13 protein-coding genes are annotated in these 21,845 nt (G+C 38.3%); all 13 read left to right on the top strand.

Translation table 11 applies throughout. From position 1 onward, the window contains the following. The first annotated feature begins 104 nt into the window (after window positions 1-104). The 13 genes from Q4567_RS06450 to Q4567_RS06390 all read left to right on the top strand — a co-directional run bounded on the left by Q4567_RS06450 (window position 105) and on the right by Q4567_RS06390 (window position 21,842). Window positions 105-1,271, top strand: coding sequence for a DUF3596 domain-containing protein (locus tag Q4567_RS06450; protein ID WP_368509176.1), 1,167 nt, complete (start codon window positions 105-107; stop codon window positions 1,269-1,271). After that, on the top strand, window positions 1,268-2,104 hold the full coding sequence (locus tag Q4567_RS06445) for a hypothetical protein (protein ID WP_303499786.1): 837 nt from the start codon (window positions 1,268-1,270) through the stop codon (window positions 2,102-2,104). Before Q4567_RS06450 ends, Q4567_RS06445 begins: the two co-directional genes overlap by 4 nt. Window positions 2,105-4,525: 2,421 nt before the next feature. Continuing rightward, window positions 4,526-5,062 carry a HEPN domain-containing protein gene (locus Q4567_RS06440; RefSeq protein ID WP_303499784.1) on the top strand — a complete coding sequence of 179 codons (537 nt, stop codon included), beginning with the start codon at window positions 4,526-4,528 and terminating at the stop codon, window positions 5,060-5,062. Between the two features lie 315 nt (window positions 5,063-5,377). Further along, window positions 5,378-5,635 (top strand): hypothetical protein, encoded by a 258-nt coding sequence (locus Q4567_RS06435; protein WP_303499783.1) that lies wholly within the window; start codon window positions 5,378-5,380, stop codon window positions 5,633-5,635. A gap of 454 nt (window positions 5,636-6,089) precedes the next feature. Continuing rightward, window positions 6,090-6,977, top strand: coding sequence for a WYL domain-containing protein (locus Q4567_RS06430; RefSeq protein ID WP_303499781.1), 888 nt, complete (start codon window positions 6,090-6,092; stop codon window positions 6,975-6,977). Between the two features lie 9 nt (window positions 6,978-6,986). Next, window positions 6,987-9,662, top strand: a complete 2,676-nt coding sequence (locus Q4567_RS06425) for an ATP-dependent helicase (RefSeq protein ID WP_303499779.1) — start codon at window positions 6,987-6,989, stop codon at window positions 9,660-9,662. Between the two features lie 35 nt (window positions 9,663-9,697). Further along, on the top strand, window positions 9,698-10,204 hold the full coding sequence (locus Q4567_RS06420) for a BrxE family protein (RefSeq protein WP_303499777.1): 507 nt from the start codon (window positions 9,698-9,700) through the stop codon (window positions 10,202-10,204). A gap of 2 nt (window positions 10,205-10,206) precedes the next feature. Beyond that, the gene (locus tag Q4567_RS06415; RefSeq protein ID WP_303499776.1) at window positions 10,207-10,983 is read left to right on the top strand and encodes a BrxA family protein; all 777 of its coding nucleotides are present in this window, start codon (window positions 10,207-10,209) and stop codon (window positions 10,981-10,983) included. Further along, window positions 10,970-11,554: a BREX protein BrxB domain-containing protein gene (locus tag Q4567_RS06410; protein WP_303499774.1), complete on the top strand. Its 585-nt coding sequence runs from the start codon at window positions 10,970-10,972 to the stop codon at window positions 11,552-11,554. Before Q4567_RS06415 ends, Q4567_RS06410 begins: the two co-directional genes overlap by 14 nt. 12 nt (window positions 11,555-11,566) lie before the next feature. Then, window positions 11,567-15,199 carry a BREX system P-loop protein BrxC gene (gene brxC / locus Q4567_RS06405; RefSeq protein WP_303499773.1) on the top strand — a complete coding sequence of 1,211 codons (3,633 nt, stop codon included), beginning with the start codon at window positions 11,567-11,569 and terminating at the stop codon, window positions 15,197-15,199. 12 nt (window positions 15,200-15,211) lie between these two features. Continuing rightward, window positions 15,212-17,275: a hypothetical protein gene (locus Q4567_RS06400; protein WP_303499771.1), complete on the top strand. Its 2,064-nt coding sequence runs from the start codon at window positions 15,212-15,214 to the stop codon at window positions 17,273-17,275. Continuing rightward, window positions 17,275-19,296 carry a hypothetical protein gene (locus tag Q4567_RS06395; RefSeq protein WP_303499769.1) on the top strand — a complete coding sequence of 674 codons (2,022 nt, stop codon included), beginning with the start codon at window positions 17,275-17,277 and terminating at the stop codon, window positions 19,294-19,296. Before Q4567_RS06400 ends, Q4567_RS06395 begins: the two co-directional genes overlap by 1 nt. Next, on the top strand, window positions 19,293-21,842 hold the full coding sequence (locus tag Q4567_RS06390; protein ID WP_303499767.1) for a PglZ domain-containing protein: 2,550 nt from the start codon (window positions 19,293-19,295) through the stop codon (window positions 21,840-21,842). Before Q4567_RS06395 ends, Q4567_RS06390 begins: the two co-directional genes overlap by 4 nt. Window positions 21,843-21,845 lie beyond the last annotated feature (3 nt).

Below are 21,845 nucleotides of genomic sequence, written 5' to 3'. Positions count from 1 at the left end.
TTTAGCTAATGATACCTTAAAAATGGAAGGTAAGAAAAAACACATTGACAAGTATCAATAATGATACTAAAATGTATCACATATGATACTTTCGGGGTGTGGTGATGGCAACTGTTAATGTGAGAAAAGAAACAGGAAGGTTATACATTGATTTTAGATATAAAGGGGTGAGGTGTCGTGAGCAAACGAGGCTGAGTGATACGCTTAGTAATCGACGCATTCTTAAAGGGTTAATAATTAAAATGGATGCAGAAATAACTTTAGATATGTTTAATTATCTGGAGACTTTTCCCAATAGCAGAAAAGCTCAACACCTCTTTGGTAATACAAACCACCGGTGCGAATCTCAGCGCTTCAATAATTTTTCGCAACAGTGGATAAATGAAATGTCACCAAGTTGGCGCTTAAGTTATAGGCAAACAGTCAGTTATCTAGTTAGCACTAAGCTAAACGATAAATTTGGAAGCTGTTTCTTAAGTGATATCAAAAAGGCTGACATTTTAAAGTTTCGATCTGAGCTGATAGGTTCAAATAATACTGCTAATGAAAGCTCTCAGTTACAACTGTCATCAAGCTACGTTAATAGGGTCATAGGGTTGCTATGCAGCATTTTAACTGAAGCAAGTAATAGATTCGCTTTTTCCAACCCAGCACTCGAAATTACCCCTCTTAAGGTGCGAAAGAAAACGGTACTTCCGTTTAGTTTGGATGAAGTTGAAAAGATCATAAACGGTGTTGCTAGTGAATTTAAAGACTATTTCATTGTTAGGTTTTTCACTGGGCTACGAACCGGCGAACTCCATGCTTTGCGTTGGGAAAATATAAAGCTTTTAGAGCGACAAATAATCATCAACGAGTCGATAGTAGATGGTGTAGTGGGGCGCACAAAAAGTCAGAGTTCAGATCGAGTGATACATATGACAGATATTATTCATGCAGCCTTAAATCGTATAGCGGAAAAAAACAACAATCATGCATACGTTTTTCATCGTAAAGGCAAACCACTGACGCAAAGTTTTATCACTCAGTCTATTTGGTATCCGCTTCTTGAACGCCTCAATTTAACCCGAAGAAGGCCATACAACACTCGTCATACCGCTGCGACTTTATGGTTATCTTCAGGCGAAAACCCCGAGTGGATATCAAGGCAGTTAGGTCATAAAAATACGCAGATATTATTCGAGACTTATAGTCGATACGTCCCAAATTTAACTCGTTTTGACGGCAGTATCGCCAACAAATTATTCAATAAACTAGAGGTAAATCTATGAAGTATTACTCAAATCAACTACCAATCTCAGCTTTTAAAAAATACAGTTGCATCAAGGGCGTATATCGAATTTTAGATGCAGTTCACTATGACTTATTAGAAGGTTTCTTTTATGAGTTAACTTTTACTGACGGGCAAAGCAAGATCAAGATGTGCACTGCTTGTGAATGCATAGAGAGATTAGATTTTTCTGTTGGTGCTTTTGTTTTTATTGAAGCTGTGAGACGCGCAAATGGTAGTTGGAAAATAAGGGAGTGTCGACTTGTGACTAGTGAAGTAGCATTAAAGTCACTAGGATTTATTTTTGACAGTAATCGTTACATTAGTGCAAGAATACAGTGTACAAATGAGCTATTAAACGAAGTGAATTCGAAACAGTTAGGTGAGTTAATATCAGTAGCACAAGGGCGTCTAATGATGCGAGTAGAGCAGGGCATTTTATTCGATACGTGGTTAAAGTTTTCAATAAACCGATTTCTTTCAAACATAGTTTGTATTGACTTTAGCTCTCAAACAGAGCGGGATTATGCAATCATTTTTGGCTTGGTTTATTCACTTTTTATTAACTGTGTAGGTCCGTCGAAACGTTTTGACATGCGAGAAAAACAAGATGTCACGTTTCTTGAGTTAGGGCAGGAGGTTGAGTCATTTCTAGACCGTCATATACCAGAATTAAGCCCTGTTTTTAAAGAGGTCATCTTCAATACAGATCCTCTAGTTTCGGTTATGGGAGATCTTAATGAGCTTGAATACATTAAAGCAATTCAAGTTGTTGCTGGCCAGGAAGTGCAGTGTTTCGGAAGAAAGCTATTGGACAACCTTGAAGCCGCATAAGACTTAAATGGCATTCGATCTTGGATGCCAATATTATGCACGAGCAAAGAATAATTTATAATCATCTTAGCTAACAATATGAAGCAAATAACGCCTATTTAGAGTTATTTTTACTGAAATTCGAAAATGATTAATAGTGTTTTTTTGGCTTGGTTGGGTCGCTCTTGTGTACGGTTTTAATACTATTTCAATTCAAAATTTAAGTTTAAAGCAGGGGGAATGATATTCAGAAATATGCCTATTTTTAGATCAGGGAATTAAAAAAATGTCTAAACTGATGAATACATATATGTCTACAATGAGTGATTAATGTATCAAAGTTTGATGTTCAACATAGATGAAATTGCGCTTATTTAGAGCTTGATAACTTTGATATTGGTGGTTGTTTATTTTTATGTGATTTGCGTCCCTAATTTCTGCGGAAAGAACCTATATAGATAATCAATTCTCTGTAGCAAAACGATTCCTTTTCTGACTAGGACTGGCAGCTAAAGCTCAAGCATATCAACGTCGTAAAAGTGATCACACTCTTATTGTAAATGATCTAATCAAGGTGACCTCTTTACTGATTAAGTTCGGGCATAGTGATGAAGATTTGCTTATTTCCGAACTGTTATACGATGCCATTGAGTTAACAATAGCGCAGGTTAGAGCAATTAGAAAAAGCTAAAAATGTGATTAAAAATCACAAGTTGATTAAGCTTTCTGATGCGATCAGTAACGCAACTTCAATGCCTTTAAATTGGTCTATAAAACGCGTCAAAGAGTCACTTCATCACCTTAAAAATCTCGCAGGTGTGTGCGGTGAAGTATTCCTAAAATGCGTCAAATGTTTTTGGATAAAATCGATTCAACCTTAGATTCACTTGACAAAAGAAAACGAGAAATTAGCGATAAAATTGATGATTATATTGAGCGGAAATTGGTATTTTACTGCGTTAGAAACGACCAATTTTATCTGTCGGAAGATACTATAAACTAACTCAAAAGTCTCTCGTCAATGGACGGAAAATTCAAGGCATATATGCGCTTGATCCGCTTAGAAAAGCTTGGCTTTTGCTCAGGACATCTGTTCTTTCTTGGCATCAATTTGAAAGTAAAAGAGCTCCGAAAACGTAGTGCTGTTCTATAGATTAAAGCACCAAATTCGTTTGGTTTAATACCTCTAAAGTTTCGAAATAGTTAAGCTGAAACTAGAAGCGCAACTTAAGAAGAAGATGCCTTTGGAGCTTAGCCAAGAGAGTCTAATGTATAGCTGACCAACAAATTTCCGGCATTTGTGTAAATTGCGCTTACTTAATATCAGTTCTCATTTTCAGTGTTTTTCAGAGATTTTTACTTAATGCGTTACTACTGAGCAAGCTATTTGTGATAATTTATACCTCCTCCCCCCGTTACCACTTAAATATTTTCTTCAGTGGTAACGCTTTTCAAAATTTAAGTGGTAACGGTTTTTTTGCGTATTAGTAACGCTTTTTAAAGCCTTAGCTGGTACGCATTAATCGTCAAGATGTAATGAATCAACTATAGTTTTGAGATGGAAAAGGAGAACGGCTCACTCACAAAAAGGGTGGGGTACAATCAAAGGTATTTGTAGCATAGACCTCCAAAACAAGTGAAATAAACTGTGCCGAATGGTTAGTAAAATTTGACCTTTAACCGTGCATAATACACTGTGAATTTATTTCAAATGAAGCGATGTATTTGCCTCGACTCGAAAATAAATTTCGATTGATTTTGCTGCTATATAAATGTGCGATACAGCTAGTCTCCAAAGATGAAATTGTGAGCCCATTTGTGAGCCCATTAATTTATGTAGATAAACTGGCAATATATAGAAGGGCATTATCAGCTAAGTTTACTCTGGATTTTGCCATTACCTGTTTAAACTATAGCTATTTGTTAAGTATGCTTTTGAGGCAAACAGTGAAGGGACTTTAGCTTCGATAATCGCAATTAATATGCAAAAATAAATACTTATAACTCGAGTAACGTTGCCATACGCTCCAATGTCTCTGATTTGTACAAAAACAAGTATCTTCTTGTGGTCACAAATTAATTAAAACTAGAAGCGAAGTTACAGAGACTGAGCTAAGCAATAAAAAATATTGTTACAACAATGAGTCAGAATTAAGTTTTGGGGGCGAGAGTTATTATGTAGTGAGAAACTGGGGGCATTACCAATATAGGTAGGTTAGTTGCAAACATGACCAATAAATTTGATAACTTGAGCTATTTCCCCGAGGCGATAATTCATAGTACATAAGTAAATTAGTTATTTGGTGTTATTTACCGTCATTTGTTTTAACAGCATTATTCAATTCCAGATTACAATAAATAAATATTGTGTGGTGTTGTCCGAGTTACTGATGTTTAAACATCACTACAATTAAAATTTTAGTCAATTATGGATATCATTAAATGAGTGAAGCTGGAAAATCTTTTGAGTGCGCGATAAAAGATGCTGAAGAACTACTAGTCAGGTTTGATAATGAAAATAATATTAGTTCAGCGTCTAATTCAGAAACTTTAAAAAGGGCAGGCATGGTTATCGCAATGGCTGCTTGGGAAACTTACGTTAAAGAGCGCTTCACAGAAGAAATTGATTTTTGGATAGCTTCTGTGAATGGAAGCCTACTGGGTAATTTTGTGCAAAGAAAAGCAGATGAGGATTTAAAGCGGTTCTTTAACCCTAATACGGATCGTATTAAGCAACTATTCAAGAGCTATTTTGAAGTAGACATAACATCTGGTTGGGTTTGGGATAACTATCAAGCTCCACAAGCAAAAAAGGTATTAAATGAGCTAATTGCCAAACGAGGTGACGCAGCCCACAAAGCAAATACAAATCCTAGTGGTGCGCATATCGTAAAAAGAGATGAACTCGAAAAGGCCATTAGATTTCTGAAAGGCTTGGTCAAAGCAACTGAAAAAGTTGTGATAGTTAAAAAATTCTAACAATTCGCTTAAACGAATAAATGAACACTGACTTTAGCTCGTCTTAAACATTTTTATTTTGATTACTTACGATGGTTCTTTCGATAACATCTAATGGATCTCGAACAAATTTCCTACGCAAAAATATAACTTGAAAGAAAAAAGTGTATTTTTACAGTGGTTCTCAAACATGATGCAAAAATTGCGCGGTTCCATGCTGATTTAATCTCCAAATGAGATAGGATATTTATCAGTTGATTCACCGGAAACAGCATATTTTCAGGTGAAACGACGGTTTAAATAACACTTTAACACGGAAATTAATAAGGAAAGAATATGGAAGTTATCAATGAGATTAAAGCTGTAATTACAGAACACAGATACTGTAGCTCGTCAGAATTGTTTGCACAGGCGTTAGCATCTGCATGCAGCCGCGATTATGACGTAAACTTGTTCCAATTAATCAAAGTGCTAGATGGATCAAATAAGCATTTATTGAATCAGTTGATTAACGTCAACTATTACTTGCTAGACGACTTAAAAGCACAAGAGCAAGCTTTGACGTGGTTGAAGCAAGAAAAGCTTATCAAGTGAATGCTTTCCAAGAGCTCAGGATTGCTATCACTGAGTTGCACTGACTCTACGTAAAAAGTGGTCCACCACAGGTCCGTTGTTTTTCATGCTTCAGTGGGTCTGTGATTTTACCTGCTCTTAAGAATTAATTAACCTATGCAGTTCGATTAAAATACCTTTAGATAGCAAATGAAATAGCACTTTTATAAATAAGACCGATCGATAAAACTCCGTGTAGCAAGTGCTATAGAGGTATCTACAAATATCAAAATATCCAAATATTGAGTTCTATATTGAGATATAGCAGCAGATAGGACCGCCACTATTGTTAAAGCAAAACCCACTGGTTAATAGGTAGAGAGTCTGTGCAAGTTGTAATTGACAACTAATGCCATGAGTCGTAAATTATCAGCTAATCAAAATGATTATGTTTTGAGGTTAACGTTAGTATCGCAGTCGCAGTAGATAAGGATATATGCAGAATAACAAACTTAAACACGTTAACTTTGCCCAAAAGCGCCGTCTAGCATTTATCGACTTTTTATTGTTGTTTAGAGGTGCTTTTTCCCGTAGTGACTTGACCAATAAATTTGAAATGGGCATGGCCAATGCCACGCGTGATATTGCCCTGTATCGCGAATTGGCCGCAGATAACTGCGAGTTTGATAGTCTCAGCAAACTCTATCGCCAGAGTAAACTCTTTAGTCCCTTATTTGAACATGACGCTCGTAAAACTCTCATAAAGTTAGCCAACAACATTAGTGATGGTTATGATGCTATCGGCGATATAAAGTTCCCTGTAGAGGCTCCCAGCCAGCTTAACGTGCCGGACATTTTCATCGTTGCCCACTTGGTGCAGGCCATTCTCAACAACAGAACGGTTAGTTTGATTTATACCTCCTTAAGCAGTGGTTCAGCTAGTCGTGAGTTGGTGCCCCACAGTATCGTCGATAATGGCTTACGCTGGCATATTAGGGCATTTGATCGAAAATCCTCTTCGTTTCGTGACTTTGTACTTACTCGTATTAGCAAGGTAAAACTGCTTGAGGACAAAGCGCCACAACAACATGAAGACAAACTCGAAGATCATCAGTGGCAAAGAATTATGCCACTGCAACTGGTATCACACCCCAACAATGTTCAGTTTTCCACAGCTATTGAGATGGATTATGGCATGCGTGATGGCGTGTTGAATTTGAACGTCAGGGCAGCTTTAGCTGGTTATTTGCTAAGACGCTGGAATGTAGACTGCACCGAAGATGCCAGCTTAAAAGGCGGTGAATATCAGTTATGGCTGCGCAATCAACAAACCCTTTACGGCGCTGAGAACTTGGCTATAGCACCGGGTTATAATAAGGATTGAAAAAAAGAAATGGATAAATCTAATCAGATTAGAAGAATTGCAAGTGAAGCTGTTGATGTGCTCGAAATTGTCGCTACAACAGCTAAAAAGTTGGCCGAACAATCACAAGTTTCGAGTGGGCATGGACAATTAGCAAGCATAAACTCTTTTAATGATACCAATGCAGTGGATAGCATGAGTGATATAGCTCAAACTGTTCAGCAAGGTTACCAAAGCCTTCAGAATGAACCTGCAATCGCAAGAGTTACATATGGTAATGGAGAGCAAACAAGAACCCTATATATCGCACGTAAAAGTTCTATAAAACTTGAAGGTGATACCACACTCGCCAGTTATGACTCTCCTCTAGGGCACTTAGCCTCCTTACAAGTCGGCGATGAAGCCATTATAAACGTTGGAGGTAAGCTTCAAGTACTCGAAGTTCTAGAAACGTTAACACTTAAACCTAAAAAAATAGAACAAGGTTGGGACTCATACTTCTCGATTTACACACAGGAAGACGAAGAAACCGTAACAATCGCCCCGTCACTGCGGAAGCTGTTTCACCGAGAAGTCGATTTATCTGACGAATCATTCTTGGATGAGTTATTAAGTGGTGATGCACCTACTGATTATTCTGAAGGTGTAAAACATCAAGTAAGATCAGCAATGAGCCTTCGTGATCAACCCATTCTTGATAAGTTTCAGTCAGAAATATTTCGTCTTCCATTAGATAGCCAATTAATTATTCTAGGCCCTCCAGGAACTGGTAAAACTACAACGTTAATAAAACGTTTGGGGCAAAAGTTAAATATCGAATATTTAGAACATTCTGAACAGCAAAAAATTAAAAATTCGCATAGTGGAGAATCAGGGCATAAAACCAGTTGGCTCATGTTCACACCAACCGACCTATTAAAACACTATTTGAAAGAAGCATTTGCTAAAGAACAAGTTCCGGCTTCATCAGAGCAAATCAAGACATGGGAAAACTACAGTAGTCATTTAGGTAGAAACGTCTTGTCAATTTTACAGTCTAGTGGTAGTGGAGGCTTTGTTAAAAAAGCCGTACAGCATTTAAACGCTAATACCAGTTCAAACCTGCCAAGCTTGTATGATGAATTCATCAAATTTCATAAACTATCAATGATCAACGAACTTAAAGCAAGTATTGAACAACTAGGCGAGCTTGAAAGCGCTCAACTAACGAGTATCAATCAAGGGCTAAGCTCAATAAAACAAAGCATAGTAGAAGGTAATTTAATTGAGTTTTACCGTAAACTTGAACAATACCAAAATGAAATACAAAACCTAATTAAAGACATCAAAGCAGACGCCGAAAAACAATTAAGAGGGGCGTTAGCCTACCAAGTTAATAGTAACAAAAGCTTTATTACTGAATTAGTTGATGTCATAACCGAGTGGAAAAAAAGTAAATTAACTGAAACTGTCGATGAAGAAGACGATGATGAGGATGAAGACGAAGAGCAAATAGTTACACCACAACAACAAGCTTTTAGTGAATATAAAAAATCGCTAAATGCCCTTGCTCGTGCAAAGTATTTGAAACGCAGTCTACCAAAAAACAGTTTATCTACTGCTATTGTAAAATGGCTAGATAATAGGTTACCAGAAGTTGATAAAATTAAAGCTTTAGGTGGCTTAGCTATACAAATGCGTGAGCTTAGAAAATTTAAAAATGCAGAAATTAAATACGTTAAAAATATCTCAAAAAGTTATCGAGCATTCCGCAAATCGGATGAGCAGTTTAAAAAGTGGTATGAAAGTTCCCCTGCAAAACCGAATCATATTGAACAATCTGAGCTGGATATACTTATCTTAGCCAAATTAAGAGTGGCAAGAGAGTTACTCAAAGAAAGGTTTATTCAACAAAAATTAGATCAAGGTGGTTACAACCAACTTATCTTAATCAATGAAACTTTTAAAAACCAAGTGTTAGTAGATGAAGCAACAGATTTCTCACCAATTCAGTTGGCTAATATGGAAGCGTTAACTATGCCTTCTATCGGTTCGTTCTTTGCTTGTGGTGATTTTAACCAAAGGATCACAGAATTAGGCACTAAGTCGGCAAGTCAGCTAAATTGGATTTCGCCAAAGTTATCTACAGAATCGATAAATATTGTCTATCGCCAAAGTAAACTACTTAATGATTTTGCTAAGGAATTACTAACTGAGATGGACGGTGATATTGAATATAGCGGAGAATTACCTAAAAACTCTAATCACCAAGGTGTAATGCCGGTACTGCTAGAAAACGCCAGTGACAATGGTCAAATAGTTATTTGGTTGAAAGATAGAATTATCGAAGTTGAACAAGAAGTTGATGTATTGCCAACTATCGCTATCCTCGTTAACCACGAAAACGAAGTTAAACCGTTAGCTGATGCATTAACTGAAGAACTAGAAGACTTTAATATTCGTGCGGTAGCATGTAGTGATGGTCAATCACTTGGCGAAGGTAATGATGTTCGTGTATTTGACGTTCAGCACATTAAAGGTCTCGAATTTGAAGCTGTCTTCTTTGTTGGTGCCGATGTTTTAGCTGAAAATATCCCTGAGCTATTTGATAAGTACCTTTATGTAGGTGCAACAAGGGCGGCAACGTTCTTTGGTATTACATGCCACAACACTGCGCCCAAATTAATAAATAATTTACGGTCATCATTTCAAGAAAGCTGGGCTTAGTCGGTAAATAACAGTAAATATTTGGAACTAATTAAATGGAAAAACAAATAATAGACAAACTTACGCAGCTTAGATATGCAGTTGGTTTCCTTGGTGAAAAGCCCCAATTTAATTGGTGGCCATCAAACTTTTTAAATATATCCACTCTGAAAATGTTTGAATTTACCTTCCCAAGAACTGCAAACCTCGCCCAGTATATGGCTGTTTCCGCAGCCGCGGCTAAGGTTCACGATGAGTCTATCGGCGTAGGTAAATCTTTCCATTTATTTCGTTTACCCGAGTTTATGGAAAAGTCTTTAATTTCCTCTATTCAATCAAATAATTCTAATGACATAGACCAGGATATTACTTCTAAAGAAAATGCTTTGAACTTATTGTCTGAAATTGCGGGAACAGCAAGTTTAAGTGGAGAAGGCCCTATCAATCTAGGCCAGGTAAACGACGGTAAATGGGCTACATCAATCTCACAAATAGCGTCAGCTTACTTGCAAGCGTTCAATGAAAACAAAAAAGCATTCCCATATTTTCAAGGTGATATTTAGTTATGAGTGAGCAGTTTTATACAACTCAGCTATCTGCAGGCCTCGGATTAAGAGAGGAAACCAAAGGTTTATTCGAACTTTGGCAGCCAGGTATGAATACACAACAGCTTTGTGAGATAGCGCTTGAGTCTGGCTCTTTTCCTAATGTAACTGCACGAAGGTTACGTAATATAGTTGCAGAGTGTTTCTTTCCTCGATACCTCAGAAATGAAGGTGTGGCTCAACAGGTTAAAGCGTTATTACCAATTCTCTCATCTTCAGAAATGAGCCAAGTTTTTTATTTATATACTGCACGTTCCAATTTCATTTTAGCTGAATTTGTTAAAAACGTTTATTGGCAAAAATACGCTTCAGGCTATCAAAGTATCCATGTTGAAGACTCAAAAGCCTTTGTTGAACTTGGCTTGCAAGACGGAAAAATGAAAAAGCCTTGGTCAGAAACAACCATCAAACGAGTTTCATCATATATCTTGGGGTGCTTGGTCGATTATGGCTTTTTGGAAGTGGATAACAGGTCTGAACGAAGACTAACACCGCCTAGGATCTCTGATCACATTGCAGTGTATCTAGCCTATGAACTTCATTTTTCAGGGTTAGGCGATAATGCAGTGATTAATCATCCAGATTGGCAGTTATTTGGACTTAACCCTAATGACGTTAGAGAAGAATTAAAGGCATTAGCAGTTAACAGGCATTGGATTATTCAAGCGGCTGGTGATGTAGTTCAAATTAGTTGGGCATATAAGAGCATGGAGGAAGTTATAAATGTCGTTGCTTAAATCAAATTTTGATGAGTTAGTTGCCAAAATAAAACAAGGAAGGGAATTTACCCATGCTAGTTTCGAACCCATTTATTACTTGGTGTTTTCACCTGCCGAAATAGTCGCTGTAAAGCGGCAAAAAAAAGCATGGCTTGCCCGCCTAAAAACAGAAGGATGGAACGTGCATGAGTTTTCTATCACTGCACAAATTGAAACTCTGCTGAATAAAATCAACCCAGCTGTAAAAAAGATGTGGGGAGCAGCGGATAAAAAAGATCCACTCAATTTCGATAAGGTAACGCAATCAATAACAAATACCTTAACCAAAGAAGGCTCAGGGTTGAAAGAAACCTTCGAACAATTTTTATTGGAAACAGAAGCCGACCCCAATGCACTAATTTTGGTTACAGATCTTGAAGCTCTGCATCCCTATATGCGTATTGGTGCTATTGAAGCCGGGCTGCAAGGCAAATTCAATGTACCTACCGTATTTTTATATCCTGGTATTAGAACCGGGAAAACACGACTTAAATTTTTAGGTTTTTACCCAGAAGATGGTAACTATCGTTCACTTCACGTTGGTGGTTAAAAGGAATAGATTATGACAAATATCAGAACATTATTTGATGGAAGCAAAGGATTAGACCGCCGCATAGAAAAAGTTATCACCTACGGTAGCAACGCAGAAAAAAACCTAAAAGCTGAAATTTCAGAATATGTAGTCACAGATCATCTGTGTGAAAGCATGCACGAGCTGCTTGAGCGAATGCAAACTGCTATGAACTCAAATGACGAAAATGAGATAGGCGTTTGGGTTTCTGGCTTTTACGGCTCAGGTAAATCATCTTTATCTAAGTACATTGGAATGGCGCTTGATGACCGTATTACGGTAGATGGCACACCATTTTTACAGCATTTTTCAGATCGTATCCGAGATGCCAGAACTAAAGCATTGCTAAATACAGTTGCCAAACGTTTTCCTGCTTCTGTTGTCATGGTCGATTTAGCTAGTGAGCAATCTTCTGGTGCCTCAATGGAAGACGTGGCCACAGTCCTCTATTACAAAGTTCTAAAGTGGGCAGGTTATTCTCGCAACCTCAAAGTCGCATCATTCGAAAGAAGGCTTAAAAAAGACGGCCGCTATGCAGAGTTTGAAGAGAAATTCTCAGAAATGCTTGAAGGTGAAACCTGGCAGGCTTATCAAGATGACCCGTCAGTGGTTGATTTTATCATTCCTGAACTTGCTCACCAAATGTACCCTAAGTTTTGGCCGCACTCAGATAGCTTTAAAACCGATCACCAAGAAATGGTTTTTACGGTTGAGCAACAAGCACAAGAAATAATCGATATTGTTCGTGAAACCAGCAACAAAGAATATTGCATCTTCATCTTCGATGAAATCGGTAACTATGTAGGTCCGCGTGAAAAATTAATATTCAAGCTTCAAGGTTTTGCTCAAATCATTAAACAATTAGGTAAAGGTAAGGTTTGGATATTCGGCACCGCGCAACAAACACTAGCCGAAGACGATAAAAGCGCTGCGCTTAACTCTCCAGAACTCTATAAGCTAATAGACAGATTTCCAATCGATATTCGATTGAAATCAAGCGACATTAAAGAAATATGTTACCTGCGCTTATTAGGTAAGTCCGCTGATGGCGAAAGCCAATTAAAAGCCTTATTTGAAAGCAATGGGCAATCACTTCGTCATGCAACCAAATTAGAAGGTAACAAGTTTTATGAAGCTGACGTTGATGAAAAATCCTTTGTAAACTTATATCCTTTCCTACCAGCACACTTCGAGTTGTTACTAAATCTGCTAGGCGTATTAGCAAAGTCTACCGGTGGTATTGGTCTGCGTTCAGCAATTAAAGTGATTCACGATGTACTCGTAGAAGGAATTGATGACCAAGCGCCAATAGCAGATCAAAGTGTAGGTTGGCTTGCAACTTCGGTAACACTTTATGATGCCTTAGAAAAAGATATTGGCGCTGCATTTGCGACTAAACATAAAGCCGTTGGCCGGTTATATCAATCAAACTGGTATGACTCAGCAAATCATCAAGGTGTTGCTAAAACAGTCGCATTACTAGAGATATTAAATAACTTACCCATTACCAGGCAAAACGTCGCTGCTTTGATGCATGGCAATGTGACTAATCAGTCACAAAAAGAGGTCATAAACCAAGCAATTGAAGATTTAATAAACGATCCTAAAGTGCCATTGGCCGAAAAAGATGGTGAGTTAACATTCTTCAGTGAAAAATTAAATGACATTGAACAAGAGCGTCATCAGTTACGTTTACCTTCTATTGAATTACGAAAAATAATTAGCAGTGCATTACGTGATGTAATGAGTCCTTTACCAAGCGTAAGCCTAAACGGTTCTCGCGCTGTTCAAACAGGGATAAAATACAATAACGAATCAGGACTCGTATCGTCTCTAAATGGCGAAAGAAATCCTATTCAAACTGTTATCGAATTTGTTTCATCAACCGATTTTGATGTAGCAAGAACACGATTAGTTGATGCCTCACGCCACAGTAATCATGAAATTTACTTACTCGCCCGCACCTCTGCGGAAGTCGATGAACTTGTGAATGAAGCTTATCGCTGCGACGAAATTGCAAACCGCTATCGCAACGAAACAGAAAAAGAAATTAAAGACTACTGTAAAACTCAAAAAGACCGAGCAGCCAATCTTATTGGTCAAATTGAAACAAAACTTCGCCGTAATTTAATAAATGGAGAGTTTATTTTTGGTGGCAATGCAACAGCGGTAGAAGGATATAGCCAAGAACTTATCGATGCATGTAAAAAGCATTTACTAGATGCCGCTAAACAGGTTTTCAATCGCTACCAAGAAGCTCCAGTACAGGTAAATACTAATGTAGCTGAAAAGTTTATCCGCGCTGATAACCTGTCTTTAATTACCACCGAAATTGATCCACTTACATTAGTAGAAAAAACAGGCGGCTCTTACTCCATAAATGAAAGCCAACAAGCGATTACCAGCATAAAAGACTATATCGAAACCCGTGGTGGTGTTGACGGTAAAGTATTGTCAGATCATTTCTCACGGCCTCCTTTTGGGTGGTCACAAGACACATTGCGTTACTTAGTCGCAGCCATGTTTGTGGGGGGCTTAGTTAAATTTAAAGTGGCTGGGCAAGAGTTAACCAGCTCAGGCCAAAAAGCTATTGAAGCAATTAAAACCAACAATACTTTTAAGAACATAGGCGTTAACTTGCGAGACGACAGGCCATCACCAGAAATGTGTATGCTCGCGTCAGGGCGTTTAACAGAGCTAACTGGGGATAGTGTTTTCCCAATGGAGGATGATATCAGTAAGGCTGCGGTTAAATATTTTAACAAAGCACAACATGATTTTGGTTCACTTGCGGCTGAACTAAGAAACCTTGGTATCCCTGGAGAAGATAAGGCAGAAAGCCTTAGAAATGACCTAGCCAGCATGTTGCTATCAGACTGTTCTGATGCACCACAAAGATTAGGCGCTGAAGAATCACAAGTCTTTAAGTCATTGATATGGGCAACGTCAGTTCAACTTAGTTTTAAGCAGGGATTAGATAAAACCCTCAAAAGTTTAAGCAGTTTAATTCACTCAATTAATACACTGCCAGATTCGGGGGTCCCCGGGAAACTAAAAACTGAAGCAGAGGAAGAGATTAATGTATTCAAAGAGAAACTTAATAGAGCGAACTTTTATGAGTACACAGCCGACTTTAATGCTTCACTCACAACTTTAAACTCATTAATCTCATCTAGAGTAATTGAGCTTCAACAAGAACAGGAACAAAGCATAAAGCAAGCACAGTTAGAGGTTGCGAATCATGTTGACTGGCAAGAATTAACAACTGAAAACAAAGAACAAGAGTTAAAACGTTTTGATTCACTTGCCTTAACTGTCGCGACCGATGTTGATGGACTAAAGCGTCTCATCTCTCAAGAATTTAATATCAGCCAAAAACTTAAAGATGTTAACACTTCAGTAACCCACAAAGCCCAAGTTAAAAGAGTACAACGTGTTGCTGAAGAAAAAGCCAAATATGAAAAAGAGGGTAAGGTTAATCAAAAGATTGAGCGCAAGGTAACTATTCCTAAGCGAGTCACGCAAAAAGCCGAGCTTGAACAACTTATTCAAATGCTGCAACAGCTCAAAGGTGACTTAGAGCTAAACAGTGATATTGAAATTCACTTAGATTTTGAAAGTTAAAAGGAATTAACCATGGCATTTGATCAAAGCACCCGAAATCGATTAAACCGATTTGTTGCAGACTCTCGCGGCTTACTAGTAACAGAATTTACCAGGCAGCTGCGAGCTACCTATGGCATGAATCCAACAACAGGTGAAGTAGCCAATATAAATTCATTGGCTGGCCTTACACCGCACCAACAAGAAACTGCGCAGCTACTGCGCGATACCTTTGAGCATTATTTAGCAGCTAACGACCACAGCAAAGGTAGAAGCAAAGAAAAAGAAAACCGACTTGCCGCATTAGACCGCATTGTTCGCGAACAGGGATTCACTGTATTAAACCGCCTAGCGGCACTTCGAATGAGTGAGGCACGTGGTTTTTTAACTGAATCACTCGTCAATGGCTACGATTCGAAAGGTTTTCAGTTATTTCACCGCATCGCAGGTACCAGTTTAGGTGAAACAGGTGAAGCTTATGCACATTACTTATTCAGTATTTTTGATGAATTTACGTTAGACCTGTCAGTACTGTTTGACCGCTTTGCTGCACAAGGACGCTTGTTTCCGTCAACCCCTGTATTGTTAGAGCTGTTAGCTTTAATCAACACTGATGAAGTAGCGCCGTTATGGTCAGAGGATGAAACCATTGGTTGGATTTACCAATACTTTAACTCGCAAGAAGAACGCAAAAAAATGCGTGATGCCTCACAAGCACCACGTAATAGCCGAGAACTTGCTGTGCGTAATCAATTTTTTACCCCACGCTATGTTGTTGAGTTTTTAACTGACAATACCCTTGGCCGTATTTGGTACGAAATGACCAAAGGGCAAACTAAGTTAGTCGATGAATGTGAATACCTGGTAAAACGCCCTAACGAGATTTTTCTTAATCAAGGCGAATCAGCACAAGAGCAGTATCAAACAGAAGGCTTGAGCCAAGAAGAATTGCTAAAACAAACAGTTTATATCGAACACCGAGCATTAAAAGACCCACGCAATATTAAAATGCTCGACCCTGCCTGTGGCTCAATGCATTTTGGTTTGTATTGTTTTGACTTATTTGAGCGAATTTATAGCGAAGCTTGGGATATAGAGGCAGCGCAAGGTTCAGATGCTTTTATTCGTGAAAATAATCAAGTATCGCTAACCCAAAGTTATCACGATAAAGCTGAATTTTTAACTCATGTACCTCGCTTAATCATCGAACATAATATTCACGGTGTAGATATTGACCCACGTGCGGCACAAGTAGCGGGCATGTCACTTTGGCAAAGGGCTCATAATAGCTGGCAACAGGCAGAGGTTAAGCCTCAGCTACGGCCACAAATCACTAAATCGAATATCGTTTGTGCCGAGCCAATGCCGGGTGAAAAAGAGTTATTACAAGAGTTTGCCTCCCAATTAAAACCAGCAGTACTTGGTCAGCTTGTCGAAGTCCTTTTTGAAAAAATGCAGCTAGCAGGTGAAGCCGGTACTTTACTCAAAATTGAAAAAGAAATTGAAGATGCTATAGCGGGAGCTAAAGCGATTTGGCAACAGCAAAATCAAGCGCTAAGCCAGTTCCCTGATTTAGAAAAAATAGCAAAACACCGAGGTGACGTAGATTTTGATGTGTCTGATATTGATGACGAAGGCTTTTGGCAGCAAGTAGAACAGAAAATACTGGATGCCTTAGCCCATTACGCTTCTTCAACAGCGTCAGATATGACAGAAAAGAAACGTTTGTTTGCATCAGACGCAGCCAAAGGTTTTGCATTTATTGATTTATGTAAAAAACGATTTGATGTTGTTTTGATGAATCCGCCTTTCGGTGAGTTTTCAAAAGATTGGAAGGCGTCAGCTAAATTGACTTACCCTAATAGCTCTAACGATATACTCGCTGCTTTTGTAGAGAGAGGGTTAGACCTACAAAATCCGAAAGCATTGTTGGGATCTATTACTTCTAGAACTTGTTTTTTTCTCAGCAGTTTTACCAAATGGAGAGAAGTAGTAACGCTGTCTCAATCCTCCCCTAAAATACTGGTAGATTTAGGGTTAGGAGTTATGGATGAGGCTATGGTTGAAGCGGCAGCTTATATATTGGAGAAAAAATAGTGACTCTATTTATTAGATTGTTAGAGCATAAAGAAAAAGGCTCCTCTTTGTCGGCAGCAATTAGTTCACTTAATAAAAGTGAAGTTTTTAGTGCAAACTGTACTTTCCATGTTAATCCAAAAGAGTTTAAAAACATACCTAGCTCCCCATATGCTTATTGGGTTAGTAGCAATGTAAGAGAATCCTACACATCATTCTCTCCAGTTGAGAATGATGTGAGAATTGTGAGGCAAGGACTTGCTACAGCTGAAGATTTTAGGTTTGTGAGAAATTGGTGGGAGGTTAAAGGAGAACTTTGGTGTCCTTTTGCGAAGGGGGGAGATTATTCACCATATTATTCTGATTTACATCTAGTTACTAAATGGGGAGATAGCGGGAAGGAAATTAAAGCAGGTATTTGCAATAGATATCCTTACCTTAATGGGAATGCAAACTTTGTAGCGAAAAATTCGCAACATTACTTCAGGGCTGGGATTACATGGTCTAGGCGCACAACAAGTGGTCTTAGTATGAGAGTTATGCCACACGGATCAGTTTTTGGTGATAAAGGGCCTGCTCTTTTAACCAATGCTGATGATGAAAATGAATTACTAGTTAATTTAGGAATCATGTCATCTGCTGCTTATAAATATATTGTTAGTTTACAGTTAGCGGCAGCTGATGCAGCAGCTAGATCATATGAGGTAGGTATCATTCAGAATACTCCTATTCCCGATATAAATATTGATATTAAAACTGAATTACTCACTTTGGTTCATGAAGCTATTGATACAAAAACTAAACTAGACTTTGTAAATGAAACTTCTCATTCATTTGTATTGCCAGAACTCTTGTTGCAAAAACTTATTTCGTATTCTCCTAGCGAGCTTTTCAATAAGTTAAAGGTTGTACAGCAACGCATAGATGAAATAGGGTTTGAAATTTATAACTTTAATGATAGAGATAAATCACTTGCTCATGAGCAAGAGGGAAGTGAATACAAAGACCCTGATATATCGAAGACAATTAGTATGTCACGAAAAGAAAAGATTTCATTACTGCTTGAGTGGTCAGTTGGTGTGGTATTTGGATATTTTTCTACATGTCCTAATGATATCAACCAATTAAACTTGAAAGAAACTTCACCATTTAACATGTTAAGTAAATCATCACCCGCAATGCTAACAGATGAAAAGTCAGCATTTTTTTCAAATCAAGGAATTATCAGTGGAAATAAGGATGATGATAATAATTTAGGTAGTTTACTTAAGAAATTACTGAAAAAAACAGATATTGATTTAGAAGAAGACCTTGATAAATGGTTACAGAAAGATTTCTTTAATAAGCATTTGAAAAAATATTCAAAAAGTAGAAGGCAGGCACCTATTTTTTGGCCATTAGAGGATATAACAGGTTCTTTTAAGCTTTGGCTTGCTTATCATAAGTTGAATAGCCAAACTCTTCTTAACTGTATAAATGATTTTGTTCAACCTAAGTTAGATAAATTAACCAAAGAATATAATCAGATTCTGCTTAAAGCTCAACGGAATATTGAAGAAGAGAAACAGCTCGATTTAATCATCGAAGAAAAAGAGTCTCTTGAAAATTTCAAGGAAGAAATGTTGCGAATTTCAGCTTTTTGGCAACCTAACCTTAATGATGGGATTCAGATTATTGCTGCACCATTATGGCGTTTATTCCAACATATACCCTGGCAGAAAAAACTCAAACAAACCTGGGAAAAGCTGCAGGACGGTGAATATGATTGGGCTCATTTAGCCTTTTCAACTTGGCCTGAACGAGTACTTAAAAAATGTCATGCTGATCGCAGTTTAGCCATTGCTCATGATGTTGAAAATGATTTATGGCATGAAGTTGAAGTGATTAAAAAGAATAAAAAAGAACCGGTATGGGAGTGGCAACCTAAACCGTTTGGCGATGCTGAATTGCATGCTTACATCAAAGAAAAAATTGCTACTGATGAACGATTAAAATTGTACCGTTCAAACCAAGCGAATAATCTAAATGGAGGTAAATTATGAGTATCGAGCAGTACATAAAATCTGATATTTTAGAAAAGCGCTTGGCCGATACCAGTGTGTTGGTAGTTTATGATGGTGAGCATCGGTACCTGCAATTATCCCAAGGCATAGCCTCTGAGCATTGTGATGTGGTTGATGTTAGCCAAGGCAGCTTACTTACTCGTCAACAAGCAATGAGTGCGCTCTCCAAATTAAAATCGGGTAAACAGCTTTTGGTGTATGTTCCCAAAGCCGCACCGTTGGAAGAAGAAGATAAACAAAAAGACCCTTTTGCTCTTTATGCGGCAGCGGGGGCTATTTTTCCTGACCCTGAGCGATCAGGAGATAAATTTCTAGATATTTGTTTAAAGGCAAAACCTGATCAGGCGACTGAAATTCGTCAATTATTTGAACAAAACGACAACCCTAGTTTTGAAGTGATCAATGCAATTGGTGGCGGGGCAAGTTGGCCAACATTACAAGCAGCATTAAGCGCAGAAGGTGCTGCCAGTTTATTGTTTAGATTTATGACTGCTGATGAAAAGATTCAAAGCAAATTAGCAGCCCAAACAAGCTGGCATAGTGAAGCGCTAAGCTTATTTAATTCAACCTTAGGGTTAACACTGCGTACCAAACAATCGAGCTGGTCGGCGATTGCTGACGAGTTATGGCGCTTTGTATTATTCAGTGAGTTTGTGTTTGATTTAAATGAAGCGATTCCTGCAAGTCTATCTGATGTGCTCGTGGCTAAATCATCGGCAAAACCTATCATTGAAGAATTAGGTGATAGTTTAAGAAAGCATACCGACTACCAAAGCCTTTACATTGAACGGGCTAGTGCTATTGAAGAAGAGTTAAAGCTGGGTACGCTGTGCGCTAACATTACCAAATTAGGCCATAGAGATACTTTTCCGTTCGAAGAGAAGTGTTATTTAAAACAAGCGATTGATGCGCTTATTGCTGATAAAGGTGACTTGACGCGTAAAATTGTCACAGAGCATTCAAACTCTGTTTGGTCGTCGAACAGTGATAGCCAGGTTAATTGGGAGTTGGTTAAGTCGTCACAACGTTTACTGGAAGTTTGCGAAGACTTAGAGCGTGAATTACCCAACTTTATTAAGAAGCAAAGTGACTTAATTGAATTTTATCAGTCGTCACTTCGCCGTGCTGATCAATTACACCGTGAATTTGAACAAGCAGTGAATGATTGCCCAGAAGCAGATGATTTAATGCCAGGAGTGGTGAGTCTTGTACGTAGAAATTACCGAAAATTGGTTGAGTCAGTACAGCTGCGTTTTACTCACTTTGTGGACGATAGCGGTTGGCCTCCAGCTGGCGTGATATCTAATACCCAAGTATTTGATAGCAAGGTTGAACCATTACTTAAAAGTGGAGGCAATAGAGTCGCGTATTTAATGGTAGACGCACTACGTTATGAACTTGGTTTTGAGCTAAATAAGCAGCTAGTTGAAGACGCTGATTCACAGCTCTCGGTTGCCTTTGCTACTTTACCTTCTATCACCCCTGTGGGCATGGCGAGTCTACTCCCTGGTGCATATGAAAATTTATCGGTTAGCTTAGAAGATGGAAAAACAAAAGCACTATACAAGGGGAAACCTGTTGGTGCTGTTGATCAGCGTATGGGCGTATTTAAATCGCAATACGGTGATCGTTTTCGTGAGATAACATTGAAAGACTTTGTGAAAATGCCAAGTAAAAAGAAGGTTGATAAATCAATTGATTTACTGGTGATCCGTAGTACTGAAATAGACAGCTTCTTTGAAAATCATCCTGAAGATGCGCCGTCTATGATGCAACGTGAATTAAAGCAAATACGACAAGCGGTTAATAAGCTGCAAGGCCAAGGCTTCCAAAAAGTATTTATTGTGACCGATCATGGCTTTTACATGAACAACGCACAAGAAGCGGGTGACAAAGTAACGTCACCAGATAGCAATTGGAAAGTAGAACATCAACGTATACTTCTTGGTTCAGGTAACTTAGATGATCATCATTACAGCCTTGCTAATGATAAATTAGGTATTAACTCTGACATTGCTATGTTTGCAGGCCCTCGTTCATTAGCACCGTATCGCAGAGGTATGCTTTATTATCATGGCGGATTGTCATTACAAGAGTGTTTAATCCCAGTAATTGAAATTACATTAAAGCCAAGGGCGGTTAATGCAGGACAATCAGCATCGGTAGTTTTAGAGTACAAAAAAGGCGCAACACGGATCACAACACGATTCGCAGTAATTGAACTGAAGTTAGCGTCGTTAAGTGCAGATTTATTTGGCGGTTCTGAAGATTTAGAAGCCACTGAAATATTACTAGAGGCGCATTCCGGAACAGGCAATAAATTACGAGTAGTCGGTGAAGCCCGTCCTGGTGAGCATGTTAATGCCGCAACTGGCACTGTTACACTTGAACCAGGTGAACCCATTAAAGTGACCTTAAAAATGGACCCTGAATTTGAAGGGAAGTTTAAGGTTAAAGCAATCGACCCCGTTACTAATAGTATTTTGGGTGATGTACTTGAACTTGAAACTGATTACGCCGTTTAAGGA

Origin of the sequence: Aliiglaciecola sp. 2_MG-2023, from assembly GCF_030548145.1 — a bacterium.
GTDB lineage: Bacteria > Pseudomonadota > Gammaproteobacteria > Enterobacterales > Alteromonadaceae > Aliiglaciecola > Aliiglaciecola lipolytica_A.
Note: the sequence above shows the minus strand (reverse complement) of the source record. Positions and strands in the feature narration are given on the sequence as shown.